Annotated in this window: 24 protein-coding genes; 13 read left to right on the forward strand and 11 right to left on the reverse strand. The window is 71.2% G+C overall.

Features of this window, described 5'->3' with window-relative positions; genetic code table 11:
* The first annotated feature begins 142 nt into the window (after positions 1-142).
* Positions 143-553: a Fur family transcriptional regulator gene (locus tag ACFYYB_RS02190; RefSeq protein ID WP_389432730.1), complete on the forward strand. Its 411-nt coding sequence runs from the start codon at positions 143-145 to the stop codon at positions 551-553.
* Between the two features lie 122 nt (positions 554-675).
* Here the strand turns inward: ACFYYB_RS02190 and ACFYYB_RS02195 are convergent, their stop codons facing one another.
* Entirely contained in the window at positions 676-1,131 is a 456-nt protein-coding gene (locus ACFYYB_RS02195) for a MarR family winged helix-turn-helix transcriptional regulator (RefSeq protein WP_389432732.1), read from the reverse strand.
* Positions 1,132-1,224: 93 nt separating this feature from the next.
* Between ACFYYB_RS02195 and ACFYYB_RS02200 the strand changes: the two genes are divergently transcribed.
* A complete protein-coding gene (locus ACFYYB_RS02200) occupies positions 1,225-1,557 on the forward strand; it encodes a rhodanese-like domain-containing protein (protein ID WP_327302767.1) in 333 nt (110 codons plus the stop codon).
* 35 nt (positions 1,558-1,592) lie between these two features.
* Entirely contained in the window at positions 1,593-2,171 is a 579-nt protein-coding gene (locus tag ACFYYB_RS02205; RefSeq protein ID WP_250738298.1) for a YceI family protein, read from the forward strand.
* 78 nt (positions 2,172-2,249) lie between these two features.
* On the opposite strand, the gene ACFYYB_RS02210 is transcribed toward ACFYYB_RS02205, so the two are convergent.
* Positions 2,250-2,837 carry a helix-turn-helix domain-containing protein gene (locus tag ACFYYB_RS02210; RefSeq protein WP_327302768.1) on the reverse strand — a complete coding sequence of 196 codons (588 nt, stop codon included), beginning with the start codon at positions 2,835-2,837 and terminating at the stop codon, positions 2,250-2,252.
* Between the two features lie 378 nt (positions 2,838-3,215).
* Between ACFYYB_RS02210 and ACFYYB_RS02215 the strand changes: the two genes are divergently transcribed.
* From ACFYYB_RS02215 to ACFYYB_RS02240, 6 genes are all read left to right on the forward strand, one after another.
* Positions 3,216-4,400: an aminotransferase class I/II-fold pyridoxal phosphate-dependent enzyme gene (locus ACFYYB_RS02215; protein WP_389432735.1), complete on the forward strand. Its 1,185-nt coding sequence runs from the start codon at positions 3,216-3,218 to the stop codon at positions 4,398-4,400.
* Positions 4,390-4,902: a DUF6190 family protein gene (locus tag ACFYYB_RS02220; protein WP_389432737.1), complete on the forward strand. Its 513-nt coding sequence runs from the start codon at positions 4,390-4,392 to the stop codon at positions 4,900-4,902. The genes ACFYYB_RS02215 and ACFYYB_RS02220 overlap by 11 nt, the downstream gene beginning before the upstream one ends.
* A gap of 10 nt (positions 4,903-4,912) precedes the next feature.
* Positions 4,913-5,692, forward strand: coding sequence for a dihydrodipicolinate synthase family protein (locus ACFYYB_RS02225; RefSeq protein ID WP_389432739.1), 780 nt, complete (start codon positions 4,913-4,915; stop codon positions 5,690-5,692).
* Positions 5,686-6,543: an iron-containing redox enzyme family protein gene (locus ACFYYB_RS02230; RefSeq protein WP_389432741.1), complete on the forward strand. Its 858-nt coding sequence runs from the start codon at positions 5,686-5,688 to the stop codon at positions 6,541-6,543. Before ACFYYB_RS02225 ends, ACFYYB_RS02230 begins: the two co-directional genes overlap by 7 nt.
* A complete protein-coding gene (locus ACFYYB_RS02235; protein WP_389432743.1) occupies positions 6,540-7,853 on the forward strand; it encodes a methyltransferase domain-containing protein in 1,314 nt (437 codons plus the stop codon). The genes ACFYYB_RS02230 and ACFYYB_RS02235 overlap by 4 nt, the downstream gene beginning before the upstream one ends.
* A 77-nt stretch (positions 7,854-7,930) precedes the next feature.
* Complete coding sequence (locus ACFYYB_RS02240) at positions 7,931-8,614, forward strand: DsbA family protein (protein WP_389433445.1); 684 nt, start codon at positions 7,931-7,933, stop codon at positions 8,612-8,614.
* Between the two features lie 107 nt (positions 8,615-8,721).
* On the opposite strand, the gene ACFYYB_RS02245 is transcribed toward ACFYYB_RS02240, so the two are convergent.
* The 4 genes from ACFYYB_RS02245 to ACFYYB_RS02260 form a co-directional block, all read right to left on the reverse strand.
* Complete coding sequence (locus ACFYYB_RS02245; protein WP_389432745.1) at positions 8,722-9,618, reverse strand: geranyl diphosphate 2-C-methyltransferase; 897 nt, start codon at positions 9,616-9,618, stop codon at positions 8,722-8,724.
* Positions 9,619-9,632: 14 nt separating this feature from the next.
* On the reverse strand, positions 9,633-10,916 hold the full coding sequence (locus ACFYYB_RS02250) for a family 2 encapsulin nanocompartment cargo protein terpene cyclase (protein WP_389432747.1): 1,284 nt from the start codon (positions 10,914-10,916) through the stop codon (positions 9,633-9,635).
* Positions 10,917-11,013: 97 nt separating this feature from the next.
* Positions 11,014-12,426, reverse strand: coding sequence for a family 2B encapsulin nanocompartment shell protein (locus ACFYYB_RS02255; RefSeq protein WP_389432749.1), 1,413 nt, complete (start codon positions 12,424-12,426; stop codon positions 11,014-11,016).
* A 211-nt stretch (positions 12,427-12,637) separates the two neighbouring features.
* Positions 12,638-13,276 carry a pyridoxamine 5'-phosphate oxidase family protein gene (locus ACFYYB_RS02260; RefSeq protein WP_389432750.1) on the reverse strand — a complete coding sequence of 213 codons (639 nt, stop codon included), beginning with the start codon at positions 13,274-13,276 and terminating at the stop codon, positions 12,638-12,640.
* A 483-nt stretch (positions 13,277-13,759) separates the two neighbouring features.
* Here ACFYYB_RS02260 and ACFYYB_RS02265 point away from each other — a divergent pair, with 483 nt between their 5' ends.
* Genes ACFYYB_RS02265 through xdhC form a run of 3 tightly spaced genes read left to right on the forward strand, consistent with a single transcriptional unit; the run spans position 13,760 to position 18,532 of the window.
* Complete coding sequence (locus tag ACFYYB_RS02265; RefSeq protein ID WP_389432751.1) at positions 13,760-15,253, forward strand: xanthine dehydrogenase small subunit; 1,494 nt, start codon at positions 13,760-13,762, stop codon at positions 15,251-15,253.
* Complete coding sequence (xdhB, locus tag ACFYYB_RS02270) at positions 15,250-17,664, forward strand: xanthine dehydrogenase molybdopterin binding subunit (protein ID WP_389432752.1); 2,415 nt, start codon at positions 15,250-15,252, stop codon at positions 17,662-17,664. Before ACFYYB_RS02265 ends, xdhB begins: the two co-directional genes overlap by 4 nt.
* A 1-nt stretch (position 17,665) precedes the next feature.
* Positions 17,666-18,532, forward strand: coding sequence for a xanthine dehydrogenase accessory protein XdhC (xdhC, locus tag ACFYYB_RS02275; RefSeq protein WP_389433446.1), 867 nt, complete (start codon positions 17,666-17,668; stop codon positions 18,530-18,532).
* Between the two features lie 58 nt (positions 18,533-18,590).
* Here xdhC and ACFYYB_RS02280 read toward each other — a convergent pair whose 3' ends face one another.
* The 5 genes from ACFYYB_RS02280 to ACFYYB_RS02300 all read right to left on the reverse strand — a co-directional run bounded on the left by ACFYYB_RS02280 (position 18,591) and on the right by ACFYYB_RS02300 (position 25,063).
* On the reverse strand, positions 18,591-19,784 hold the full coding sequence (locus ACFYYB_RS02280) for an MFS transporter (RefSeq protein WP_389432753.1): 1,194 nt from the start codon (positions 19,782-19,784) through the stop codon (positions 18,591-18,593).
* A gap of 37 nt (positions 19,785-19,821) precedes the next feature.
* Positions 19,822-20,331, reverse strand: coding sequence for a hypothetical protein (locus ACFYYB_RS02285; protein ID WP_389432754.1), 510 nt, complete (start codon positions 20,329-20,331; stop codon positions 19,822-19,824).
* A gap of 126 nt (positions 20,332-20,457) precedes the next feature.
* The gene (locus ACFYYB_RS02290) at positions 20,458-21,651 is read right to left on the reverse strand and encodes a serine hydrolase domain-containing protein (RefSeq protein ID WP_389432755.1); all 1,194 of its coding nucleotides are present in this window, start codon (positions 21,649-21,651) and stop codon (positions 20,458-20,460) included.
* A gap of 135 nt (positions 21,652-21,786) precedes the next feature.
* Entirely contained in the window at positions 21,787-23,634 is a 1,848-nt protein-coding gene (locus tag ACFYYB_RS02295; RefSeq protein WP_389432756.1) for a beta-galactosidase family protein, read from the reverse strand.
* 538 nt (positions 23,635-24,172) lie between these two features.
* Positions 24,173-25,063, reverse strand: coding sequence for a GNAT family N-acetyltransferase (locus ACFYYB_RS02300; RefSeq protein ID WP_389432757.1), 891 nt, complete (start codon positions 25,061-25,063; stop codon positions 24,173-24,175).
* A 159-nt stretch (positions 25,064-25,222) separates the two neighbouring features.
* Here ACFYYB_RS02300 and ACFYYB_RS02305 point away from each other — a divergent pair, with 159 nt between their 5' ends.
* Positions 25,223-25,645, forward strand: coding sequence for a hypothetical protein (locus ACFYYB_RS02305; protein WP_389432758.1), 423 nt, complete (start codon positions 25,223-25,225; stop codon positions 25,643-25,645).
* Positions 25,646-25,705: the final 60 nt, after the last annotated feature.

Genomic DNA, 25,705 nt, shown 5'->3' on the forward strand with positions numbered 1-25,705 from the left:
GCCCGCATGAAGTCGGATCCCGGACCGCAGGCGGTAAGTTGCCGGGGCGTCCCCGCCGGGCCGTCCCGCCGAACCGCCCCGGCGAGCCGCCGAACCGCCCTGCCGAACCCGTTCCCTCCGAAAGTGAAAGTGGTGAGCCTCTATGAGTGACCTGCTGGAGCGGCTGCGCGAGCGCGGCTGGCGGATGACCTCCCAGCGCCGCGTGGTCGCGGAGGTGCTTGACGGAGACCACGTGCACCTCACGGCCGACGAGGTGCACGCCCGCGCCGTGGAACGGCTGCCCGAGATCTCCCGGGCCACCGTCTACAACGCCCTGGGCGAGCTGGTCTCCCTCGGCGAGGTCATGGAGGTCGCCACCGACGGCCGGGCCAAACGGTACGACCCCAACGCGCACCACCCGCACCAGCACCTGGTGTGTTCCGGCTGCGGCCTGATCCGGGACGTCCACCCCACCGGAGACCCGCTGGCCGGCCTCCCGGCCGAGGAGCGGTTCGGGTTCACGGTGTCCGGGGTCGAGGTCACCTACCGGGGGCTCTGCGCCTCCTGCGCATGACACGGGCCGGGCCCGCCGCGCGATGCGGCGGGCCCGGCCGATTTCGCCCGTACGGGTATCCGCGCACGGCGCACGAGGTGGACGCCTGCCCGGCACAGCACGGCACGGCACGCGGCCGGGCGTCAGCCCAGCTGGATGTCGGAGTCCGGCTGGGCGACCTTGAACAGCGCCCGCGCGATCACCGCGGCGTCCTCGTCGGTGAGGTGCGCGGAGAAGTGCTTCTGGATGCTGCGCATGTAGACCGGGGCCGTCGCCCGGTGGGCCTCGGCCCCCGCCGGGGTGATCACGGCCCAGGAGGACCGCTTGTCGTGCGGGTCCGGAAGCTTGTCCACGAGGCCCGCGCGCACCATCTCGTCGATCAGGCGGCTGACCCGGGTCCGGCTGAGCACCACCCGGTTGGCCACCTCCTGCATGCGTAGCCCGTGCTCCCCCGCCGCCTTGAGCTCGAGCAGTACGTCGTACCACGTCAAGGGGATCCGGCCGTCGCGCTGCACGTCGCCCTCGATGGCGCGTACGGCGGTGTTGTGCGCGAGGAGCATCGCCCGCCACGCCTCGAGTCGATCATCCCGTTTGGTCACACCGCGATCCTACCCCCATTGCGTGCGCCCGCACATACTTGTTAAGGTGCGTGCGTACGCACTTATTGATCCTTGATTTTCGGAGGCTGGCACATGGCGGTTCAGAACCTCTCCCGCGACGAGGTCAAGCAGAAGCTCGACAGCGGCAAGGCCGCGGTCGTCGAGGCGCTGCCCGAGCAGTACTACAAGGAGGCGCACCTGCCGGGGGCGCTGCTCCTCCCCGTCGACGACGTCGACCAGCTGGCCCCCGGCCTGCTGCCCGACAAGGACGCCGAGGTCATCGTCTACTGCACCGGTACGACCTGCTCCAACTCGGGGATCGCGGCCGAGCGCCTCGCGGAGCTCGGCTACTCGAAGGTCTTCACCTACAAGGACGGCAAGGAGGACTGGATCGGGGGCGGGCTCCCGACCGAGTCCGGCGTCTGAGCACCACGCCCCCACCCGAGCAGGAGGAACGGACGATGACCAGTAGCGCGACATCCCCGACCCGCACCGTGGACGGGGTCGAGCTCCCGGCCGTGGGCGACTGGAAGGTCGACCCGGGGCACGCCGAGGTCGGCTTCCTCGGCCGGCACTTCATGCTCACGAAGGTGCGCGGCCGGTTCACCGGCGTCGACGCCACCGTCTACATCGGCGAGCGGCCCGAGGACAGCAAGGTCACCGCGGTGATCGACATGGCCAGCGTCAACAGCGGGGACACGGCCCGGGACGACCACCTGCGGTCCGCCGAGTTCTTCGACGTGGCCGAGCACCCCCAGGCGACCTTCACCTCGACGTCGGTGAGCTGGAACGGTACGAGCGGCACGCTCGCCGGCGATCTCACGATCAAGGGGTTCACCCGTCGCGTGGAGCTCGACGTCGACTACTTGGGTCACGCCAAGGACCCGTGGGGCAACGACCGCACGGTCTTCTCGGCGCGCGGCAAGATCAACCGCGAGGACTGGGGCCTGACCTGGAACATGGCCCTGGAAACCGGCGGGTTCCTGGTCTCCAAGGAGATCGAGCTCTCGCTGGAAATCGAGGCGGTCAGGGAGGTCTGACGTCCCGCACGTCGACCCGCCGGTCCCGGCACGGCCTCCGCCGTGCCGGGACCACCCCTGTCCGCTCCGCCGTCCCGGTCAGGCCTCCAGGACCCTGCGCACCATCTCGCCGAGCGCGCCCCGGATCCGCCCGGGGGTGAAATCGCTTCTGCGCAGAGCCTGTTGGAGGTCCGCGTCAACCATGGCCAGCAGCAGGTGCGAGGTCCCCTGGGCGTCCAGCTCCGGCCGCGCCTCGGCCAGCAGGACGGACAGGTGGCGCTGCCACAGGCAGTAGGAGCCGATCTGGTACCGGACGCCGGGCGCGGTGGTCTCCGAGAGCCGCACCAGTTCCAGGTTCGTGTCGAGCAGGTCCAGATAGGTGTCGAAGAAGGCGGTGATCCGCGTGCTCGCGTCGGCTCCGGGCCCCAGGGGCGGCGGCCCGAACAGCATCCTGCCCTGGAGTTCGCTCTCCTGGGCGTCGAGCAGGGCCACGGCGAGCCCGGACTTGCTCCCGAACCGGCGGAACAGCGTTCCCTTGCCCACGCCCGCGCGCGCCGCGATGGCGTCGAGGGACACGTTCTCGACACCGTGCTCGCCGAAGAGTTCGGCGGCGACCGCCAGGATGCGGTCACGATTTCGCGCCGCGTCCGCCCGCTCGCGGACCGGCTTCCGGATGAGTTCGGTCACTTCAGGTGACCCTCTGGTCATGCTGTGTCTTCGTCCGTGACGTCGTAGGTCCGTCGGTCGTCGCGAGTGTACCCATCTCGGACATCGCACGCGCCTGGTGGGCAGCGGCCACACCTAACCCCCAACTGCCGTTCTTCGCCGTTCGTTTCCTTGCCCGCGTGAACACGATGTGTCAGGGTCGTTGCCGAAACGGACCGCAGTCCGCTTACGGGGGACCACCATGACACAGCTCAAGGGCCGCCGCACTGCGTTCCCTTCAGGAGCCGGCCGCCCACGGGAGAGTTCCGTCAGCCCGAGCGGCAGCTGATCCCGCCCACAGCGAGCACAGCCGAGCGCGCACCACTCCCCCTGGCACGCCCGCCCTCGACCGGAGGAAGCATGACCACGCATCCCAGCCCGACCGGCCCGGACAACCAGCTCCTCGACCTGACCCAGCACGAGATCCAGGCGCTGCGCACCAGGTTCAACCTCGCCGACGCCCACACCCACCAGCAGCAGTCGAACAGCCAGCGCGACATCGTCGCCCGGCTGCCCGAGCTCTGGTACGAGGCGGAGCGCGGCCTGCAGGCGACGGCCGAGGAGCGCTTCATCGAGGCCTTCTTCACCCTGCACGGCCAGGACACCGCCCTGGCCAAGAAGAAGACCCTGCTGTCCTACGCCGCTTCGATCTCGACGATGGTCGCCGGCATGTACCTCAAGCAGCAGCGCAAGTCGGTCACGCTGGTCGAGCCCTGTTTCGACAACCTCTACGACGTGCTGAACAACATGGGCGTACCGATGTACCCGATCGAGGAGTCGGCGCTCCACGACCCGGACCGCATCTACGCCGAGCTCAAGCGCCTGGTCCGCACCGACGCCCTGTTCCTCGTCGACCCGAACAACCCCACCGGCTTCACGCTGCTCCAGCACGGCCGCAAGGGCTTCGAGGAGGTGGTCCGCTTCTGCAAGGACCACAACAAGCTGCTGGTCATCGACTTCTGCTTCGCCTCGTTCACGCTCTACGACGAGAAGCTCGCCCGCTTCGACATCTACGAGCTCCTCGAAAGCTCCGGCATCTCCTACCTGGCCATCGAGGACACGGGCAAGACCTGGCCCGTCCAGGACGCCAAGGCGGCCATGATCACGGCCAGCGACGACATCCGCGAGGACGTCTACAACCTGCACACCAGCGTGCTGCTCAACGTCTCCCCCTTCGTGCTCACCATGCTGACCCAGTACGTCCAGGACTCCACCCGCGACCGGCTCGGCTCCGTCCGCGAGGTGCTCACCCAGAACCGCGAGGCCATACGCAAGGCCATCGACGGCACGATCCTGGAGTACCAGGAGCCCGTCGCCGGAGTGAGCGTCGCCTGGGCGCGCATCAACCACCCGGAGCTGACCGCGACCGAACTGCAGCGGCTCCTGGCCGAGGCCGAGGTGTACGTCCTGCCCGGCCGGTTCTTCTACTGGAGCCAGCCCGACCGCGGTGAGGCCTTCGTCCGGTTCGCCCTCGCCCGCGACCCGCAGGTGTTCTCCGACGCCATGGCCCGGATGCGCGAGGTGCTCGACCGCCATGCCGTCTGACACGCACGTCCGTGAGGAGTACGCCGACGCCGCGCTCTTCCTCGGCATGAACGGCGAGGACGAGGACGTACGCCGCGCCTGCAAGGCCTTCTTCGTGGAGCGCCTCGACGGCCGGATCGTCATGAGCCTGGAGCAGGTGGGCCGCTGCGACGACATCATCTGGGGCTTCTCCCGCGAACTCCAGGACGCCTACTACCCGTTCATGGACAACCTGCACACCGTGATGGACATCCGGCGGCTCGGCTACGAGGAGGCCGACGTCCTGCGCGCCACCGGCGCGGAGCTGCCCCGGTCCCTGCCGGTGCACGAGCGCCTGCTCCTCGGCATGGTCGAGGGCCGGGGCGGGCTGCTGCACACGGCCAGCCCGCGCCTCGCGGACACGACCGGGTTCGCACTGCGCGCCGTGGCCGGCGCCGACGGGCCGGAAGCCCGTTTCCCCGAGCCGCTGGAAAGCCTCTACCAGCAGTCCCTCGCCCTGCGCGTGCCCGCCGAAGCCCTGTGACGGAGGACCGATGATCACCGGAATGACCACCGCGCTCGTCACCCCGGTCGACGCGGCGGGCGAGATCGACGAGAAGAGCACGGCCCGCCTGATCGCGACCGTACGGCCTTACGCGGACGCCCTGTTGCCGGCCTTGAGCACCGGCGAGGGGGGCTCCCTGTCGGACCGTCAGTGGCGGGACACACTGACCGCCGCCGTCCGGTACGCCGACGGACTGCCCGTTCTCGCCGGCATCCTGCGGCCCACCACGGCCGGGGCCCTGGACCTCGCCCGCGGCGCGGGCGGCCGCGGCGCCGCCGCGGTCGTGGTCACCACCCCGTACGGGGCGGACGTGGCCCAGGAGGAGATGTTCCGCCACTTCGAGGCCGTGGCCGCGGCCGGACTGCCCGTGATCGTCTACCACGAGTCGGCCGTCTCCGGGAACACCCTCGAGCTCTCCACCCTGCTGCGCGTCTGCGCGCTGCCGGGGGTGGCCGGGGTCAAGGACTCCGCCGGGGAACCCGAGTTCACTCGCGCGCTGATCGCCGCCGGCCCGGGCGTACCCGTGGCCCAGGGTCTCGAACACCTGCTGCTGGAGTCCGGACCCGTCGACGGCTGGGTCGTCGCGCTGGCCAATGTCGAACCGGAGCTCTGCAAGGCCCTGTTGACCGACCGCGGCCCGGAGCGGGCGACGCAGCTGCACGCCGCGTACGCACGGTACGGACTGGACCGGGACGACTGGTACCGCTCGCTGAAGACCGAACTGCTGCGGCGCGCCGTGATCGAGACCGACCGGGAGGTCCCGTGCTGAACGTGACACCGCACCCCGCCAACAGCCCTGGCAGCCACGACAGCCCGCACAAGCGGCTGTTCCTCCACAACCGCGCCCTCCAGACGTCCACGGTGCTGGCCCGGATCGAGGAGCTGGAGGCGGCCTGGATCGAGCCCCTCGTAGAGGACCTCGCCGACCGCACGCCCCCGCTCGCCGGCCGCGCCGAGTGGAAGGAGCGCCTGGACGGACTGCTGGTCCTGGAACGCGAGGGCAGCCCGGCCGGAAGCTATCTCGCCGAGAAGGCCACCCGGGCCCAGTTCACCCATGTGGTGAAGGAGTTCGCGCTCGACGGACTGACCGAGGCGCAGAACTTCTTCCCGGCGGTACCCCGGCTGCCGATCCGGGCGCAGATGGCCGTGATGCGGGTGCTCATCGACGAGTTCGGCTGCGGAAACCTCCAGCAGACCCACTCCAAGCTCTACCTCGACCTGCTCGCCGAACTGGGGCTCCCCCAAGAGCTGGAGAGCTTCATCGACAGCACCGGCGACGAGACGTACGCGTTCCTCAACGTCTTCTACTGGCTCACCCAACGCGCCACGGACGTCGAGTACTTCCTCGGCGCGCTCGCCTACCTGGAGGCGAGCATTCCCGACGCCTTCCAGGTGCAGGCGCGCGCCTGCGCCCGGCTCGGGATCGCGCGGGGCAGGTACTACACCGAGCACCTGCACATCGACACCTTCCACATGCGCGAGATGCAGACCGCGATCAAGGAGTACGAAGCGGCGCGCGGTCTCGACGCGACGAAGCTCTGGATCGGGGCGCGGCTGCTGTCCGGGCTGATCGGGAGCGCCTTCGACGCCGCCGTCGAGCGCGCGCGGGAGGTGGCATGAGCGACGCCGTGCTGGAAGAACTGCCGGGCGACCGCGTGCGGGTCCGCGTCGCGGGCCGGGAGTTCGTGATCGACGCCGCCTGTACGCACCGGCTCGGCCGGCTCGTGCACGGTCAGGTCAACGCCCGCACCCTGCGCATCACGTGCCCGCTGCACGGCACCGGCTTCGACCTCGCCACCGGCTGCCCGGTGGCCGGCCCGTCGGCGGAGCCGCTGACGGTGCACCACACGGGCGTGCTCGGGCAGCTGTACGAGCAGCAGGAGGTCTGGCTGCCCGCCTCCGAGCGGCTCCTCGAATGGGACGACGGCTTCCACGACCTGATGCTGGGCGACCGGCTGCGCATGGCCGCGTACAAGGCGGCGATCACCGAGGCCGTGCGACCGGGCGCCACCGTCCTGGACCTGGGCACCGGGACCGGCATCCTGGCCCAGTGGGCGCTGGAGGCGGGAGCGGCCCGGGTGTACGGCATCGACCTCAACGAGAAGATCCTCCGGACCGCGACGCGGCGGCTCGCCGAAGCCGGGTTCGGGGACCGTTTCCATCCGCTGCGCGGGTTCTCCTTCGACATCGAGCTGCCCGAGCGGGTGGACCTGATCATCTCCGAGATCATGGGCAACCTCGCCGACAACGAGAACTGCGTCGCGATCCTCGACGACGCCCGCCGGCGCTTCCTGCGGCCGGGCGGCGCGATGCTTCCGGTGGCCGTGGAGAGCTATCTCGTACCGGTCACCGCGGAGGCGGCGCACGCGGCGGTGCGCGACGGATCGCCGCAGGACGCCGGGGACCCGGCCGCGTTCGCCGAGCTGCTGAAGGGGCGCGGGGCACGGGACGCCTTCGACCTCTACTACGACGCGATCATCCCCGTCGGCGGCCAGCTCTCGGCGCCGCGGCTCGTGCGCCGGTACGCCTTCGAGGGGACGCACGGCGCGCACGAGACCTCGTACGAGGTTCCGCTCGTGTACACCGTCCAGCGGGCGGGGCTCTTCACCGGCTTCAAGGGCTACTTCGTGGCCACCCTCTCGGACACCGTGGCCCTGGACATCTCCGGCGACGAGGTCGCGCCGGACGATCCGCGGGCCCGTACGACCTCGGACAGCTGGAAGCACGCCTATCTGCCGGTGCGGGACGCCGTGCCGGTGCGGCCGGGCGACCGGATCGCGCTCACCTTCTCCAGGCGGCACCCGGCCGACACCGGATCCGGATCCTTCGGGCAGGTCTACGCCTGGGAGGGCTCGGTCGTCTCCGGGGACGTCACCGTGGCCCGGTTCGCGCACAGCACCCGGCCCGACCAGAAAGGCTCGACCCCGTGACCACGACGACCACGGCTACGGCAGCGACCGCGGCGACCACGACAGACACGACGGGCAGCAGGGTCACCGACCCGCGGCTGCCCGCGACGCCCGACACGATCAGCGTCTACACCGATCTGAACTGCTCCTTCGCCCACGTGGCCGTGCACCGGCTGCACGAGACCCGGCGCGAGCTGGGTCTCGAGGGACGGATCTGGTTCGACTTCCGGGCCTTCCCCCTGGAGCTGTTCAACCGGGAGGTCAACGCCCGCCCCGGCGTCGACTCCGAGATCTCGGTGCTCGGCGCGCTCGAACCGGAGGCCGGCTGGCGGCTGTGGCAGGGGCCCGACTGGACCTACCCGGTCACCACCCTGCCCGCGCTCGAAGCGGTGCACGCGGCCAAGTCCCAGTCCATGGAGGCAAGTGAGCGGCTCGACCGCGCGCTGCGCCGGGCCTTCTGGGCGGAGGGCCGCTGCATCTCGATGCGCCACGTCATCCTGGACGTGGCCGCCGAAACCGGCGCCGTCGAGGTGGACGGGCTCGCGCACGCCCTGGACACGGGCTCGGCGCGGGCCGCCGTGACGGCCCAGTACGAGTCGGCGCGCGAGGGCCGGGTCAACTGCAGTCCGCACGTGTTCCTCCACGACGGCACCGACATGGCCAACCCCGGCATCGAGGCGCACTGGGTGAACGGCGACTTCGGCGAGGGCTTCCCCGTGATCGACCGGGACCGCCCGGAGGTGTACGCGGAACTTCTCGCGCACGCCGCCCGGCTTCTCTGAGGCCGCGCCCGGGGCTGGACCCGCCCGGGTCCGGGCCCGCCGGGGGGCGGGCCCGCCGGGGGGGCGGGCCCGGACCCGGGCGGTGTCGTCGGGCGCCGGCGGTTCCGTCAGACGCGGTCGGCCGCGATCAGGAGGTACTGGAAGGAGCCGTCCTTGTAGGACTCGATGAACGCCTCCTCGATGCCGGTGACCAGCGAGGACGTGGCCCGCAGCTCCCAGTAGGGCAGGGTCGCGGGGGTCAGGTCGATGACGGCCTGCGGCACGAGGCGGTTGTCCGCCATGGAGCGCAGGTACTCCCGGCGGGAGTGGATGTTGCACTCGAAGTGGGCGTTGATCTGGGAGACCCACTTCGAGGGCTGGCCGTACCGCGGGTTCCAGCAGCCTGTGATGGTCACGTACCGGCCGCCGACCTTCAGGACGCGGGAGTGCTCGGCGAAGAGGTCGTCCAGGTCGACGTACATGCTCGACTCGTTGTTCCAGGACCCCGCGGCCTGGCCGGTCTCGAAGGGCGTGCCGAGCATGTTGCAGACACGGGCCCGCACGTGGTCCTCGATGCCGAGTTCACGGGCGCGCTGGTTGGCGAAGTCCGCCTGCTTCGCGGAGAGGGTGACGCCCTCGACCTTGGCTCCGAAGCGCTGGTGGGCCATCACCATCGAGCCGCCGCGGCCGCAGCCGGCGTCCACGAGCGTGTCCTCGCGGCCGATGGGACCGAGGTGGTCCAGGAGGAGTTCGGCCTGCGCCGACTCCAGCCGGTGGAGCTCGGCGACCAGCTTCTTCTCGTACGCGCCGTCGTCGGCGTCGCCGAGGGCGGCGTGGTCCACGTCGCCGATGCCGTAGTGGTGGTGGTACAGGCCGTCCACATCGCCGAGGCGCAGGTTCACGGGCCTGGCCTCGTTGTTCCAGTAGCGGGCGATGTCGCCCTGGTAGGGGGTCGCCGGACCCGGAATGACCACGGGGGACGGGGCGGTGCCGTTGGAGCTGGTGGTCAGGTCGATGCTGGTCACTAAGAGGTCCATCCTTACCAGAAGTCGGGCAGGCTGTAGCGATAGGTATTGGTCTGATGCCAGTAGTGGTTGCCGTCGACCCAGACGGCGACTCCCCGCAGGAAGCGCAGCACGCTCGGGACGGGGCAGGCCGCGGCCAGGGCGGCGGCCTCCGCTTCGAAGGCGTGCATGAGGTCGTTGTGGACCTCGACCGCCTTCAGATAGCCCTCCTTGTCGGAGGTCCCCTCCCGGTCGGCGATCACCACGGGAAGGTTCATGTGCCGCCCGGGGGCGGCGAGTTCCTTCGTGTAGGAGTACAGGTCGTTGACGATGGTGGTGGCGTTCCCGGCGAGTGCGATGACCCGCTGCATGGCCGCCTGGGCGTGCAGGTCGGCCGGGAGCTCGTAGCCGCCGACGGTGTCCGTGATGGTCGGGCAGGGGCGGAAGTTGTTGAACTGCCGCATGGCCAGGTACTCCCACACCTCGGGGACGTACTCCGTCTGGCTCCAGGCCGCCTCGGCGAGGTACCCCAGGTGCAGCCGGGCCATGTCGTGCCGGTAGCGGTCCGCCTGCGAGGGGCTCGCCTGCCGGAGGAAGTACTCCATGGCGGAGCGGTAGGCCCGCCGGGGCGCGTCCGACCCCAGGGACTCCGCCCACGCGGGCTCGTACTCCTTCGTCGTGTGGAGGGGGTCGATCGCGGTGTGCGCCAGTAGGAGTCGTCCGCCGAGGCCGATCGGCGAGCCGCCGTGGTCCTCGCAGTAGCAGTCGTCGACGGCGTTCTCGGCGACCATCAGCCGGGTGGCGACCATCAGGTGCTCGATGGTGGGGGCGTCGGGGTGGCAGGCGACCATGTAGCGCCCGACGTGGAAGCCGTCGAATTGGTTCTCCCAGGCATCGGGGAACAGGTCGACCTCGTCCACCGCCCAGGCCTTGATCCGGCGGCTGACCTCCTCCACCCGTACCGGGTCCGGCTCCGGCACGGGGTGGTAATAGAGGCCCGGGATCGGATTTCCGGCCGCGGGGGCCAAGGGCTCCTGAGCCGGCTCGGGTGCGGGCGGCACGGGTGCGGGCGGCACGGGTGCGGGCGGCGCCTCCCGGCGGGCCGGGTGCAGGCCCTCCGTGCCCAGGCCGCTGGGTCCGCCCAGGAGCCGCCGCAGGGCGGCGCTCGGGGCGGGCGGCGCGATGGGCGGCGACGGGGCGGGCGGGGCGGGCAGGCCCCCGGACGCGGGGACCTTGACGCTGCCGAGGACGTGGGCACCGAACTGGGCGGCGGCGCCGGGCAGGCTCGACTGCAGAGGGGAAGGCCCGGGCTCGGGCATCCGTAACTCCTTGAGGTGGGTGGTCCGTCCCGGATCCCGGGCGCGCTCGGCCGGCCCGGGAGACTCCGGGCCGTCGTCGTACGGGTCCGCCGGCCGGTCAGTCGCTGCGGCGGGCGATCTGGACGTTCTCCAGGACGCCGAGGGCGTCGGGCACCAGGATCGCGGCGGAGTAGTAGGTGGTGACGAGGTAGGAGATGATCGACTTCTCGTCGATGCCCATGAAACGGACCGACAGGCCGGGCTCGTACTCCTCGGGCAGGCCGGTCTGGCGCAGTCCGATGACGCCCTGGTTGTCCTCGCCGGTGCGCATGGCGAGGATGGAGCTGGTGTTCTCCTTGGTGATGGGGATCTTGTTGCAGGGCAGGATCGGGACCCCGCGCCAGGCCGGGACCTGCTGTCCGCCCACGTCCACGTGGTCCGGGTAGAGGCCGCGGGCGTTCATCTCCCGGCCGATCGCCGCGATCGTGCGGGGGTGGGCGAGGAAGAGCTTGGTGCCGCGGCGGCGGCAGAGCAGCTCGTCCATGTCGTCCGGGGTGGGCGGGCCGGAGTGGGTCTGGATCCGCTGCTTGAAGGCGGCGTTGTGGAGCAGCCCGAACTCCCGGTTGTTCACCAGCTCGTGTTCCTGGCGCTCGCGCAACGCCTCGATGGTGAGCCGGAGTTGCTCCTCGGTCTGGTTCATCGGCCCGTTGTAGAGGTCGGCGACCCTGGTGTGGACCCGCAGGACGGTCTGGGCGATGGAGAGTTCGTACTCGCGCGGCTTCGACTCGTAGTCGACGAAGGTGCCGGGCAGTTCGGCCTCGCCGGTGTGGCCGGCCGACATCGCGATCTCGGCTTCGCCGTGCTTGTTCTGCCGCTGCAGGGGCAGCGAGCTGAACCGCTGGATGTGCTCCTGGAGGTGCGGCGCTTGGGACACGATGCCGGCGAAGTCGGCGCGGGAGAGGGTGAGCAGGGTGCCGGGGGTCTCGGCGGTGGCCGTGTAGTCCCATCGGGCGTCGGAGTCGAGCAGGGCGTTCTCGCCGAACCGGTCGCCGTCGGCGAGCACCGCGACGGAGACCTCGTCACCGTACTTGCCGGCGGAGGTCTGGCTGATCCGGCCGTGGGCGATCAGGTGGATCTGCTCGGCGGCGGCGCCCCGCTCGACCAGCACCTCGCCGGCACGGAAATCGCGCTGGACGCAGCGGCCGGCGAGCGCCGTCAGCACTTCCTCGTCGTCGAAGCCGCGCAGCAGGGCGAGTTCGCCGAGTTCGCGCGGGATCACCTGGACCCGGGCACCGTCCTGGACGAACTCGATGCTCCCGTCGCCGACGGTGTAGCTCAGCCGGCGGTTCACCCGGTAGGCGCCGCCCTTGGTCTCCACCCAGGGCAGCATCCTCAGCAGCCAGCGGGAGGTGATCTCCTGCATCTGCGGGGCGGACTTGGTCGTCGTGGCGAGGTTGCGGGCGGCCGACGTGCCCAGGCTGGACTGCTTGGGCGGATCCAGCTGCGCTTCCGGGCTGGTGTCAACGGTCATCGGTCGAGCTCTCCTTCATCGGCTTCCTCAGCGGGAAAGCAGGACGAACGCCTGGGCGTCCGTCCAGATCCCGGGGAACCGTAACGGCGGAGATCACTGATCGACCTTGAAAAAACGTTGCCATTGCTTCCTTCCGGTGATCCTGCCCCTCAGGGGGTTTGATCGCCGGACCAACGATTTCCAGCCGGGGCGGCACAGCCGGACCGTCCGGTCAGATGTACATGTTCTTCTCGTCGTACGAGGGCCCGTAGTAGCGCTCCAGCTCCTCCAGGGGCTCGTGCGTGCGCTCCAGGCTCTTGGAGATCCTCGCCCGGGAAGGGGCGGCTTCCGGGTTCCAGGTCTCCGGCTTCCACAGGGCGGAGCGCACGAAGGCCCTGGAGCAGTGGAAGTAGGCCTGTTCCACCTCCACGAGGAGGGCGAGGGTGGGCCGGTGCCCCTGGACCGTCAGCTCGTCGAAGAAGGGCGCGTCGCGCAGCAGGCGGGCCCGGCCGTTGATGCGCAGGGAGTCCCCGCGGCCCGGGATCAGGAAGAGCAGGCCGACGTGGGGGTTGGCGAGGATGTTGCGGAAGCTGTCCGCCCGGCGGTTTCCGGGGCGGTCCGGGATCACGAGGGTGGTGTCGTCCAAGACCTTGGCGAAGCCGGCCGGGTCGCCCTTGGGCGAGACGTCGCAGGTGCCGTCGGCGCCGGAAGTGGAAATCAGACAGAGCGGGGAGGCCTCGAGCCACCGCGCGTGATGCTCGTGGAGGGTCCGCCGTTCCTTGCCCAGGGCCACCGCGGTCGGCTCGCCGAGGATCTCGCTCAGCTCCCCCTCGGTGGTGATCTCCTCGAACGCTCCCGTGTCCGTAGCCACTGCTCCGCCCCCGCCTGCTCGTCCGCGGCCTTCCGCCGCCGTCCTACCGCGACTATGCCACTGGTTCCGCGTACGAAAAGGGGGCCCGCCCGAGCAGCGGTCTTCAGTGAATCGTCCCCTTTGATGCTTGACCGATCAACCGTCGGCACGTAACTTCTACCGCACCAACTCGTGAGCCACTGGAAGGGGGCGAAGCCGGATGTCCACCATCTCCGTACCGCTTCGCCTCACCCACCAGACCGCTTGGGCTCCGGGTCGCGTAGCACACGGCTGCTGAATCGGCCCTTCCCCGGCGTGCCCTCTCGTGGCCCCGGGGGTTGTTCGTACCACCATCTCCTTCACCACTCCTGCCACTCTTACGGCACTTCGTTGCGTGCCGATTTGTCGCGCTGCCGGTCATCGAGCCGCGACCACAACGAGAAAGCTCCTGCACATGGCGACTAGGACAGTCCGATCGACCGCGCCCCGAAACGGGGACGTACCGTGGTAGCGGCGCGCATCACGGTCAACGGGAAAGAAACACCGATCGCTCCGGCAGCGGCCCACACCACGGTGCTGGACTTCCTGCGCGACCGCGGCCTGACCGGCACCAAGGAGGGCTGCGCCGAGGGTGAGTGCGGCGCCTGTTCGGTGCTCGTGGCCCGGCCCGGGGTGAACAAGCCCACCGACTGGGTGGCGGTCAACGCCTGCCTGGTTCCGGCCTTGGCGCTCGACGGTCAGGAGGTCGTCACCTCCGAGGGCCTCGCCACCGTCGACGCGTCCGGTACGGCCACCGCGCTGCACCCCGTACAGGAGGAGATGGCCGTCCGCGGCGGCTCCCAATGCGGCTACTGCACACCGGGGTTCATCTGCAGCATGGCCTCCGAGTACTACCGGCCGGACCGCTGCGCACACGCGGACGCCGACGCGACGGGGGACCCGGCCGCGGCAGCGGACACGGATCATGACTCCGAGCACGGTCCGAACGGTTTCGACCTGCACGCGCTGAGCGGGAACCTCTGCCGCTGCACCGGCTACCGACCCATCCGTGACGCGGCGTTCGCCGTGGGCGCGCCCGCCGAGGACGATGTCCTGGCGCAGCGGCGCGAACAGTCCCCGCCGGAGGCCGCCGCCACCGAATACACCCAGGACGACAGGGCGTTCCTGCGCCCCGGCACCCTGGCGGAGACGGTGCGGCTGCTGCGCGAGCGGCCCGGGGCCGTGGTGGTCGCCGGCAGCACCGACTGGGGCGTCGAGGTCAACATCCGCTCCCGCCGGGCGGATTGCGTGGTCGCCGTCGACCGGCTGCCCGAACTGCGGGAGCTGCGCGTCGAGTCCGATCACATCGAGATCGGAGCGGCTCAGACGCTCACCGAGATCGAACGCCGCCTCGACGGCAGCGTCCCGCTCCTGGCGGAACTGTTCCCGCAGTTCGCGTCCCGGCTCATCCGCAACAGTGCGACCCTCGGCGGCAACCTCGGTACCGGCTCCCCCATCGGCGACAGCCCGCCCGTGCTGCTCGCGCTGGAGGCCTCGCTGCTGCTGGCCGGCGCCGACGGCGAGCGCGAGGTCCCCCTCGCCGACTACTTCACCGGCTACCGGCAGAGCGTGCGCCGTCCCGGCGAGCTGATCCGCGCGGTGCGCGTCCCGCTGCCGCTGTCGCCCGTCACGGCCTTCCACAAGATCGCCAAGCGGCGCTTCGACGACATCTCCAGCGTGGCGGTCGCCTTCGCCCTCGACATCGAGGACGGGATCGTCCGCAAGGCGCGCATCGGCCTGGGCGGCGTGGCCGCCACCCCGATCCGCGCCCTCACCACCGAGGCCGCCCTCGAGGGCAAGGCCTGGACGGCCGAGACCGTCGAGGCCGCGGCCCGGGTCCTGCGGGCCGAGGGCACCCCGATGGACGACCACCGCGCCAGCGCCCTCTACCGCTCCGCGATGCTCGGCCAGAGCCTGAACAAGCTGTACGCGCGAACCACCGAGGCGGTGTCGTCATGACCCAGTTGTCCGAGCGTCCCGAAAAGCCCGTCGTCGGTCTGTCGATGCCGCACGAGAGTGCGAACCTGCACGTCACCGGAGCGGCGCTCTACACCGACGACCTGATCCACCGCACCAAGGACGTCCTGCACGCCTACCCGGTCCAGGTGATGAAGGCCCACGGCAGGATCACGGCGCTGCGCACCGAGCCCGCGCTCGCCGTGCCGGGCGTGGTCCGCGTACTGACCGGGGCCGACGTGCCCGGCGTCAACGACGCCGGGATGAAGCACGACGAACCGCTGTTCCCCGACACGGTCATGTTCCACGGCCACGCGGTCGCCTGGGTCCTGGGCGAGAGCGTGGAGGCGGCCCGGCTCGGTGCGGCGGCGGTCGAGGTGGAACTCGACGAACAGCCCTCCGTGATCACCTTGCGGGAGGCGATCGAGAGCGAGAGCTTCCACGGCGCCCGGCCCCGGATGGAGACCGGTGACGTCGACGCCGGCTTCGAGGACTCCGCGCACGTGTTCACCGGGGAGTTCCAGTTCTCCGACCAGGAACACTTCTATCTCGAAACGCACGCGGCGCTCGCCCTCCTGGACGAGAACGGGCAGATGTTCGTCCAGAGCAGCACCCAACACCCCTCGGAGACCCAGGAGATCGTCGCCCACGTACTCGGCCTGCACAGCCACGAGGTGACCGTGCAGTGCCTGCGGATGGGCGGCGGATTCGGCGGCAAGGAGATGCAGCCGCACGGGTTCGCGGCGGTCGCCGCGCTCGGCGCCAAGCTCACCGGCCGGCCGGTCCGGGTACGGCTCAACCGGACCCAGGACCTGACCATGTCCGGCAAGCGCCACGGGTTCCACGCCACGTGGAAGATCGGCTTCGACGCCGAGGGCCGCATCCAGGCCCTGGACGCCACCCTGACCGCCGACGGCGGCTGGAGCCTGGACCTGTCCGAGCCCGTGGTGGCCCGCGCGCTCTGCCACATCGACAACACCTACTGGATCCCCAACGCCCGCGTCGCCGGCCGCATCGCCAAGACCAACAAGGTCTCCAACACGGCCTTCCGCGGCTTCGGCGGACCCCAGGGCATGCTGGTGATCGAGGACATCATGGGCCGGTGCGCGCCGCTGCTCGGCCTGGATCCGATGGAGCTGCGCGAGCGCAACTTCTACCGGCAGGGCCAGTCGACGCCGTACGGGCAGCCGGTCCCCCACCCCGAGCGGATCTCCGCCATCTGGCAGCAGGTCCGGGAGGACGCCGCCCTGGCCTACCGGGGGCGCGAGATCGCGGCCTTCAACGCCGCGCACCCGCACACCAAGCGGGCGCTGGCGATGACCGGGATCAAGTTCGGCATCTCCTTCAACCTCACCGCCTTCAACCAGGCCGGTGCGCTGGTGCTGGTCTACAAGGACGGCTCCGTCCTGATCAACCACGGCGGCACCGAGATGGGTCAGGGCCTGCACACCAAGATGCTGCAGGTGGCCGCGACCACGCTCGGCATCCCGCTGCACAAGGTACGGCTGGCCCCGACGCGCACCGACAAGGTGCCCAACACCTCGGCGACCGCCGCCAGTGCGGGGGCGGACCTCAACGGCGCCGCGGTGAAGAACGCCTGCGAGCAGATCCGCGAGCGGCTGCTCCAGGTGGCCGGCACGCAGCTGGGTACGAACGCCTCGGACGTGCGCATCGTCGAGGGCGTCGCACGCGCCCTGGGCGTCGACAAGGAGCTGGCCTGGGACGACCTGGTCCGCACCGCGTACTTCCAGCGGGTCCAGCTCTCGGCGGCCGGCTTCTACCGGACCGAGGGCCTGCACTGGGACGCGAAGGCGTTCCACGGCTCGCCGTTCAAGTACTTCTCCTACGGGGCCGCCGCGACCGAGGTGGAAGTGGACGGCTTCACCGGTGCGTACCGGATCCGGCGCGTGGACATCGTCCACGATGTCGGCGACAGCCTCTCGCCGATGATCGACATCGGTCAGGTCGAGGGCGGTTTCGTCCAGGGCGCGGGCTGGCTGACGCTGGAGGACATGCGCTGGGACTCCGGCGACGGCCCGAACCGCGGCCGCCTGCTGACCCAGGCCGCGAGCACCTACAAGCTGCCGAGCTTCTCCGAGATGCCCGAGGAGTTCAACGTCAGGCTGATGGAGAACGCCACGGAGGAGGGCGCGGTCTACGGCTCCAAGGCGGTCGGTGAGCCCCCGCTGATGCTGGCCTTCTCGGTCCGGGAGGCCCTGCGGCAGGCGGCCGCGGAGTTCGGGCCCGCCGGAATCAGCGTGGAGCTCGCCTCGCCGGCCACGCCGGAAGCGGTGTACTGGGCGATCGAAGGGGCCCGCCGGGGCGGGCCGGCCTCCGCGGGCAACGGAGTCCTCGCCGATGCCGATGCCGGTGCCCGTGCCGGTGCCGAAGCAAGCGCCTTGAGCAATGTCTGACATGAGCTGGGTCGCCGCGGTCGCGCGGTTGCGGGCACGCCGGGAACCCGGCGTGCTCGTGACCGTCGCGACCGTGCGCGGCCACGCGCCCCGCCGGGCCGGTGCCAAGCTCGTCGTGGGGCGGACCGAGACCTGGGGGTCGATCGGCGGGGGCAACATCGAGGCCGTCGCCATCGACCGGGCGCGCGAGCTGTGCGGCGCGGCCGATCCGGAGACGGAGCTGATGGAGTTCGCCCTGAACGACAAGGTCACCAGCCGGCACGGCGTGCAGTGCTGCGGCGGAGCCGTCACGGTGCTGCTCGAACCGCTGCCGGTGGTCCAGGCGGTGGCCGTCTTCGGCATCGGGCACGTCGGGCTGGAACTGGCCCGGATCCTGGCCCGTCAGGACCTCGACCTGCACCTCGTCGACAGCCGCCCCGACATGCTGACCGAGGAGCGGCTCGGTGTGCTGGCCGACGCGATGGCGCAGGTCCACGTCCACCACACCCCGCTGCTGCCGGAGACGGTGCTCGGGGAGCTGCCGCCCGGCACCCACGTGCTGATCATGACGCACGATCACGCCGAGGACGCCGCGCTGTGCGACGCCGCCCTGCGCACCGACGGTCTCGGCTCGATCGGACTGATCGGCTCGTCCGCGAAGTGGTCGCGGTTCCGGCAGCGCCTGGCCACGGAGGGCGGCCATGACGCCGGCACCATCGACCGGATCACGAGCCCGATCGGACTGACCGAGATCACGGGCAAGGAGCCCGCCACGATCGCGGTGAGCGTCGCGGCGGACCTGCTCCGCACCTTCGAGCAGGACCGGCACTGGGCGGTCCCGAACACCCTTGCCGAGGTGCCGTACCCCACGGTCGCCGGCAGCGCGTGAGTCCTCGCGGGCGCACACGCCGCCGGCGGCCGGGCCGGGCCCGGGTGGCTCCGTGGGCTCAGTTCGCGGCGGCCCGCGCCGGGCGCCTGAGCAGGTAGCCCGCCGCGGCCAGCACGAGCACCGTCATACAGGCGATGAACACCAGTCCCGCGCCCTCCAGCCCGAGGGGGCCCTCCAGTAGGCCCACCCCGATCACGGGCAGCGAGATGCCCGTGTACGCCACCAGGAACAGCGTGGAGATCACGGCCGCCCGCTGGTCGGCGGGAGAAGCCCCGGCCACCGCGGACAGGGCCCCGCGGAAGGCCAGCCCCTGCCCGAGCCCGCCGACGAGTGCGCTCAGCACCACCAGCGCCAGCAGGTCCCACCACAGCGCGCCCGCGAGCAGCGCCAGTCCGGCGAGGAGCACGGCGCACCCCAGCGGCAGGGACCGCTCGACCCCGACGCGGCCGACGGCCAGCTGCCCGGCGGTGGACGCGAAGAAGGCCAGGGCGACCACCAGCCCGCTGACGGCCCGGTTGTGCACGTCCAGGGACTCGGCGAGGAACGCCGGGCTGACGGAGGTGAACACCCCGAACAGGGCGAAGCCCACGAACGCGGCGGTCGCGGCCGGCCCGAACACCGCCCGCACCTGCGGGGGCAGCGCGGGCCGCTGCGGTCGCACGGTGCTGAGCGGCCGGCGCTCGCGCACGGTCTCCGGGAGGATCAGCAGGACGACGGCCGCGGCCGCCACGAGCCCGAGGTGCACCACGAACGGCAGGTACAGCGGCCAGGAGGCGTACTGCGCGAGGACCCCGGCGAGCAGGGGGCCGCAGCCCAGTCCGCCCATGTTGGCGGCCGTCGCGACGAAGGTGGCCCGTGAGGCGCCGCCGGGTGGTGCCAGCTCCATCACGTACGCCGTGGCGGCCCCGGTGAACAGGCCGGCGGACAGACCGGACAGCAGCCGTCCCGCGTACAGCCAGGGCATCCCGTCAGCGCACAGGAAGCAGACGGCGCTCGCCGCGGCGAAGCCCAGTCCCGCCAGCAGCACCGGCCGGCGGCCCACGACGTCGGAGGCGTTGCCCGCCAGCAGCAGGACGCCGATCACGCCGAAGGCGTACACGGCGTACACCACGGTCACCATCAGCGCGGAGAAGCCGAACTTCTCCTGGTAGAGCCCGTAGAGGGGGGTCGGCAGCGTGGTGCCGGCCATGCAGACGGCGAACACCGCCCCGCTCAGCAGGGTCGGGCTCCACCCTTGTCGATCAAGGTCCATGCCGCCGACCGTATCCGTGGGGAGCCCGGGGCTCGCGTCAGTACACCAGCTTGTAGGTCACGTCCTTGGAGACGGGCTCCGGTGCGGTGTCGGTGTAGAGGAGCCGGATCGTGGTGAAGCGCCGGAGGTCGGGGTGCTCGGGCCAGGGCTGCGGCGCGCCCAGGGTCACCGTGACCGGGTAGGCGCGGAAGCGGCCGGCCGCGCAGTACGGGCGGCAGTCGTTGACCATGTCGGTGCCGGTGGCCGTGGCACTGGCCGGACCCCAGGTGTTCCAGCGGAGCCCGACGAGCCGGTTGTTCCCGTCGCCACAGGCGAGGATGTACTCGGTCGGGCGCATCTGGGCCTGCGAGGAGCAGTCGACGACCACGACGGGATCCTGGGCCGGGTCCCGGGCCGGGTGGGCGATCCCGGCGCCGGTGCGTGGGGAGACGGCCGCGGAGGCCGGGAGCACGGCGGCCGTCACCGCCGCCACCGCGCACAGCAGGGTGGCCGTCCGCACCGTGCGCCGGGATGTGTGTGCGGGGCGGTCACCTGCGGAAACGTTCACGGAAGACCTTCCTTGCCCTTGCCGCTCTGCCCGGCACCGGCACCAGCGGGGTCTTCCCAGCTTCCCCCATGGGGGTGAAGCGCGCACCCGCGGGAAGCGCGGGCGCACAGCCTCACCTGCGCGGCCTCACTTGCGCAGCAGGGCGCAGACGAAGTCCTCCTGGACCTCCCGGACCTGTTCGAGCAGGTCCGGATCGATGGTGAGGGAGGTCTGCGTGGTGATCGAGAAGGTCAGCGAGCGCCGGCCGTCCGCCGTGGCCGCGACGAGCTGCGTGTAACCGGCCGTGTTGCCGGTGTGGCCGTAGACCGTTCCGCAGCGGGTGGTGTAGCGGAAGATCGCCAGGCCCGCCTCGGTGCGGCCGGGGCCGGGGGGCTGGGACAGGGCTCCCGGGATGAACCGGAACTGCTGGCGCCGGGTGCGCTCCGAGACGAGGGCGCCGCCCGCGTAGCCCCTGATGAACGCGGTCAGGTCCTTCGGGGTCGACACGATCCCTCCGGACGCCCAGGCTCCCGAGGCGCTCACGGCCTCGCTGACGTCGATGGGCCCCTCGTCCGGATCGATCTGGTATCCGTGCAGGAAGGGGGTGGGCAGCCGGTAGCCCTGGGGCAGGCTCGTGGCCCGCAGGCCCAGCGGCTCGTAGACCAGCTCGCGCAGCAGCGTCTCGTACCGGCGTCCGGTGGCGGCCTCGGCCATGAGGGCGACGGCGATGTTGTCGGAGTTGGAGTAGGCGTAGCGGCTGCCCGGCGGGAAGCCGAGGTCCTCGTCGGCGACGAAGTCCAGCAGGCGGCGGGAGTCGAAGCGGTGACGGGGGTCCTCGGAGATGATGTCGATGAACCCCTGGGAGGACGAGTAGTCCGGCAATCCACTGGTGTGGTTCAGCAGTTGACGGAGCGTCACTTCGTGCCAGGCTTCCGGCTGTCCGGGCAGCACCTCGCCGATCGTGTCGTCGAGCCGCAGCCGGCCTCGGTCGACCAGGGCGAGGGCCACCGCTCCGCTGAATGCCTTGGCGACGCTGGCGATCCGCATGTGGTCCGTGGCTCGCGGCGGCCGGCCGCTCCGCACGTCGGCCACGCCCGCCCGGTAGACCTCCGTACGGTCGCCGTCGCGCAGGACGGCGATGACCCCCGGGGGCCCGTCGGGCCGCTCGACCAGCTCCCGCAGCTCCTGGTGGAGCGCGGCCCCGGGAGGCGGATTGCGGTCCGCGCCGGCCTGGGCGGGCTGCACGGTGACGGCGAGCAGGGCGCCGCACGCGGCGGTGGCGGCGGCCAGGCGCAGCGACGGACGGATCCGACCGGAGTGGCCGTGCGGGCGTCGGGACACGGAGGTACCTCCCGGGGAAGACGGACGCGGTGGCCCACCATGGCAGGGCCCCCACCGCCTCCGGCGGCGACACGGCCGCAGGCCGGTGAGCCTTGGCCCATCCGGCCCTGCCGGGCTCGCACGCCGCCGGCCCGGCTACCAGACCGGAATGGGCGCGGGCGCCTCCGTGCCGAGGTCCGGTGCGTCGCGGAGTTCCACGGTGGTCCCGGGGCGGTGGAGTTCGAGGATCACCAGGGTGTTCTCGCCGGCGCGCCACAGGGGGCCCGGTGCGTACAGGGTCTTCTGCGGGCCGCGCTCCCAGAACCGGCCCAGGGCGAAGCCGTTGAGCCAGACCATGCCCTTGGTCCATCCGGGGAGGGCGATGAACGCGTCCGCCGCGGAGTCCAGTTCGACGGTGACACGGTGGAAGGACGGGCCGTCGGCGAGCTCGCCGTGGCCGAACTCTCCGTGGCCGAACTCTCCGTGGCCGAACGCGAGTCCCGTCAGGTCGTCGAGGGGCAGTGGCCTGATCTCCCAGCCGAACTGGTACTGGTTGTCCAGCCTCACTCCGTCGCGGATTCCCTTGCGATCGGCCAGCAGGGGGCCGTAGTTGATCCGCCCCTGGTTCTCCACCAGGATGTCGAGCTCCGCTCCCCCGTCGGGCACGGCGACGGTCAGCGCCGCCGACGGCTCGTCCCGTTCCAGCAGCCCGATCTCCCGCCCGTCCAGGAAGACCTGGGCCCGGTCGGCGAGCCCGTCGATGCGCAGGGCCGATTCGGGCAGGGGTCCCCGCAGGCGGGTCCGGTAGTGGATCAGGCCCAGTGACTGGCCGGCTTCCTCCATGGTCAGCGGTTCGACGTGGTGCACGGGCTTGGACAGCGCGTCCAGGGAGTCGGCGAGCGAGACGCGCCCGTCCACGGAGAGCACTTGGGGCACCACGCGTGGGGGCGGAGCGGGGAGTTCATGGGTGACGGGGGCGGTGTGGCGGCCGATGACCTCGCGGAAGAGGTGGAACTTCCGGGTGAGTTCGCCTGCCTCGCCGACGGGGGCGTCGTAGTCGTAGCTGGTCACGTCGGGCTGGTAGGTGGTGCCGTCGTGGTTGGCGCCGTTCCACCAGCCGAAGTTGGTGCCGCCGTGTCCCATGTAGATGTTCACCGAGGCGCCCGCGGCGAGCAGGCTGTCCAGGGTGGCGGCGGCGTCCTCCGGGTCGCGCGTGTGGTGCGGCTCGCCCCAGTGGTCGAACCAGCCGTGCCAGTACTCGACGCAGACCAGCGGTCCTTGTGGCTGGTACGTGCGCAGGGTGGCGAGCGAGCTCTCGGGGCGGGAGCCGAAGGTACCGGTGGTCAGGACACCGGGGATGCGGCCGCCGAGCTGGAACCCGTGGTCGGCGCCGTCGGTGGTGAACAGGAGGCAGTCGATGCCGCGTCGGACCAAGCCGTCGCGGAGGTGCTCCAGATAGCCGGTGTCGTTGCCGAAGCTGCCGTACTCGTTCTCGACGCCCACCGCCACCACCGGCCCGCCCCGGCTGCCGAGGAGGGGGACCAGGACGGGGGCCAGGGTGTCGAACCACGCGTCCACGGCGGCCAGGTACGCGGGGTCGCGGCGGCGCAGCCGCATGGTGCGGTCGGCCAGCAGCCATCCGGGCAGCCCGCCGAAGTCCCATTCGGCGCAGATGTAGGGGCCCGGCCGGACGATGACGTCCAGGCCGAGGTCACCGGCGGTCCGGATGAAGGCCGCGACGTCGTTCGGCCCGTCGAAGGTGAACGCGCCGGGGCTGGGCTCGTGGACGTTCCAGGCCACGTAGGTCTCGACGGTGTTCACGCCCATCGCGCGCAGGCGCGACAGGCGGTCGGCCCAGAGGCCGGGGTGCACCCGGAAGTAGTGGATGGCCGCGGAAACGATCCGGTGCGGGCGGCCGTTGCGCAGGAAGCCCGCCTCGTCCGTGGTCAGCGTCGTGACCGGATACGTGACCGGATTCGCGATCGGCGGCTGCGGTGGCTTCACGTGTGCGCTCTCTTTCGGTGACTTCCGGTGACTTCCGGTGGTGCTCGACTCGTCGGCGGACAGGGGCTCCGGCAGAAGGAAGACCCCGCATAGAAAGCGCTTTCTACGGCCCCCTGATCACGCTAGGCGGAAGCAGCCCGAGGGGTCAAGGGAGATCACATGCGGGAGCGGGTGGAGGAGCGGCACAAGAGGGTGCTGCGGCTCGTGCGGGACGCGGGAGCATGCGGGTGTCCGACCTCGCCACCGAGCTCGGGATCTTGGCAGCGACTTCGGCCGGGAGCAGTACTCCGACGCGTACTGGCCGACGGTCGACCCGTACCGGCTGCACGACTCCGGATCCGCCGACCCGATCACCCGCCGGTACCTGACCCTGTTCACCGACCGCGGCACCGACCCCACCGACGCCGGTCACGCCTCCGTCCTGATCCGGGAGAACCGGAACGGAACCGCGACCGTCGTGGTCTCGGACCCCGCCCGGCAGGCGACCTCGCCTGAGGTCAGGTGGAACCGCCGCGTCTCCAGGATCCGGCGCCGGGCGTCAGAGGAAGTGGCCGCTGGCGAGGTAGGGAGCCGGTTCGGGCATGCCCCGGAGGGCGAGATAGCCCTCTTGGCCGATGTCGAGCCGCGCGGCCAGACCGACGTCGACCGCCCAGTGGTTGCCGGTGGTGATGCAGTTGACGAGCGTGTCGCCACGGGAGGCGGCGAGGGCCTCCCACAACAGGTCCTGGGCGGTCCGCGGCTCCGCCGCGGCGAGGAGCACGGCCCGGTTCTCCTCGTCGTCGACGTACGCGTATCCCGGCCGGCGCAGGTCTTCGGACACGACGAGTCTGAGGCGCTCGAGCATGTAGGCGTGGTCGGGACCGTGGCCGGCCCCGCGGATCCGCTCGTCCAGCCGATCCATCCATTCGAGGTCCTCCGGCCGGCCCTCCCGGAGCCCGTTGACGACGGGCAGCGTGGACCGGTCGACCGTACCGACCATGCGCATCTGCGGGTGGAGCAGGAAGCCCGCCCGCCGGTAGCGGCGCGTCGCCCCGGGGTGCACCGATGAGGAGAACAGCCCCGGGCGGCCGTCGGCGTGCGCCAGGGCGGCGTCCATCAGCCGCCTGCCGATGCCCCGGCCCTGGTACCGGGTCAGCACCCCGTAGGTGGCGAGGTACCACACGCGCCCGCGGTTCTGCGCGATGGCGAACCCGATGACGCCGTTGTCCTCGGCCGCGTCGACCGCGACCCAGCACCCCGCGGGGTCAATCTCCAGGTAGAACCGCATCCGTTCGATCCACTGCTTCGATCCGGATTCCGAACGGGGCTGGATCTCCGGTTCGCCGACCCTTCTGCTGCTCTGGTCGGCCTCGAAGAACAGCACCGCCGAGGCCCGCTCCGCCGACGGGAGGTCTTCCTCGCGCGCCGGCCTGACCTGTACCGAATCCATCCCCCTACGCTACCGGCCGACCCCACCGGCCACACCAATTCCCCTTCCTGATCGGCCGGTTCGCACGGCCGCCCGTGCCCGGCGGGACACCCCGGGAGGTGATCGCGTCCGGCGGAGCCGGGACGCGCCGAACCGGACGTCAGCGACCGCACCCACGCGGTGGCCCGCCGCTGGCAAGGTGCGGTCGGCGCCCCGGCCGAGGCCTACTCCCTGAAATCCCATGCCGCGACGGACCTCGCCCGCCTCCACTTCGTCCGGGACATAGCCCGACTGGAACGCTTCTGCACGGAAACCGAGCAGAACGGCCTTGCCCTCATGCTGACCAACGAACCGGCGCTGTGGACAGCCCCGGGGCCCGGTCGCCAGCCCACGCGTGACCAGGAGTTCAGGATCCACGCCGGGGGCGAGCTGGCCGGGACGCTCCGGTGGGCCAACGGCACGTATCAGAAGAACACGTGCGCTCTGGACGGCACTTACCGTCTGGCCTGGGACGGGTACTCCGAACAGACCGGATCGGGCGGGGAGTTCCGCTACCTGGCCGTATTCGTGAGCCCTACGACGGGCGACGCCAGGGCGCTGTGATCCGCGAAGGACGACCATGTGCCGTTCGCGTTCGGCGTCGGACGTAGGCTGCTGTCCGCG

The organism is Streptomyces sp. NPDC002886, from assembly GCF_042888445.1.
Classification (GTDB): Bacteria; Actinomycetota; Actinomycetes; order Streptomycetales; family Streptomycetaceae; genus Streptomyces.

Excerpts from the sequence above, each read along its gene's own strand:
- ACFYYB_RS02215 (WP_389432735.1), top strand. The coding sequence starts at position 3,216 with ATGACCACGCATCCCAGCCCGACCGGCCCGGACAACCAGCTCCTCGAC.
- xdhC (WP_389433446.1), top strand. The coding sequence starts at position 17,666 with ATGAGCTGGGTCGCCGCGGTCGCGCGGTTGCGGGCACGCCGGGAACCC.
- ACFYYB_RS02250 (WP_389432747.1), bottom strand. The coding sequence starts at position 10,916 with ATGCCCGAGCCCGGGCCTTCCCCTCTGCAGTCGAGCCTGCCCGGCGCC.
- ACFYYB_RS02255 (WP_389432749.1), bottom strand. The coding sequence starts at position 12,426 with ATGACCGTTGACACCAGCCCGGAAGCGCAGCTGGATCCGCCCAAGCAG.
- ACFYYB_RS02235 (WP_389432743.1), top strand. The coding sequence starts at position 6,540 with ATGAGCGACGCCGTGCTGGAAGAACTGCCGGGCGACCGCGTGCGGGTC.
- xdhB (WP_389432752.1), top strand. The coding sequence starts at position 15,250 with ATGACCCAGTTGTCCGAGCGTCCCGAAAAGCCCGTCGTCGGTCTGTCG.
- ACFYYB_RS02205 (WP_250738298.1), top strand. The coding sequence starts at position 1,593 with ATGACCAGTAGCGCGACATCCCCGACCCGCACCGTGGACGGGGTCGAG.
- ACFYYB_RS02200 (WP_327302767.1), top strand. The coding sequence starts at position 1,225 with ATGGCGGTTCAGAACCTCTCCCGCGACGAGGTCAAGCAGAAGCTCGAC.
- ACFYYB_RS02280 (WP_389432753.1), bottom strand. The coding sequence starts at position 19,784 with ATGGACCTTGATCGACAAGGGTGGAGCCCGACCCTGCTGAGCGGGGCG.
- ACFYYB_RS02225 (WP_389432739.1), top strand. The coding sequence starts at position 4,913 with ATGATCACCGGAATGACCACCGCGCTCGTCACCCCGGTCGACGCGGCG.
- ACFYYB_RS02190 (WP_389432730.1), top strand. The coding sequence starts at position 143 with ATGAGTGACCTGCTGGAGCGGCTGCGCGAGCGCGGCTGGCGGATGACC.
- ACFYYB_RS02300 (WP_389432757.1), bottom strand. The coding sequence starts at position 25,063 with ATGGATTCGGTACAGGTCAGGCCGGCGCGCGAGGAAGACCTCCCGTCG.
- ACFYYB_RS02220 (WP_389432737.1), top strand. The coding sequence starts at position 4,390 with ATGCCGTCTGACACGCACGTCCGTGAGGAGTACGCCGACGCCGCGCTC.